Origin of the sequence: Spirulina sp. CCY15215 (genome assembly GCF_016888125.1) — a bacterium.
Taxonomy (GTDB): Bacteria; Cyanobacteriota; Cyanobacteriia; order Cyanobacteriales; family Spirulinaceae; genus CCY15215.
In genome coordinates, this window is record NZ_JACSWA010000026.1 from 1 (window position 1) to 207 (window position 207).

General features: G+C 42.0%; 1 protein-coding gene. It reads right to left on the reverse strand.

Annotation, left to right across the window (positions count from 1 at the left end):
* Nucleotides 1-43 precede the first annotated feature (43 nt).
* A partial coding sequence (locus JUI58_RS00100) for a hypothetical protein (protein WP_204101733.1) occupies nt 44-207 on the reverse strand: 164 nt, incomplete at its 5' end.

Here is a 207-nt window from a genome sequence, read left to right on the forward strand (position 1 = left end):
CGTTCAAATTTTGCGCGTGCCATTGCTTCGTTTTTCCTTATCTTTAATTTGCGTTCCCTTGATTTTTAGCAATGATGGCTTCAGCAACATTACGAGGAACTTCTTCGTAGTTGCTGAATTCCATTGAAAAGATACCGCGTCCTTGGGTTTTGGAACGGATATCTGTGGCGTAACCGAACATTGCTGCCAAAGGAACTTTAGCAGTTA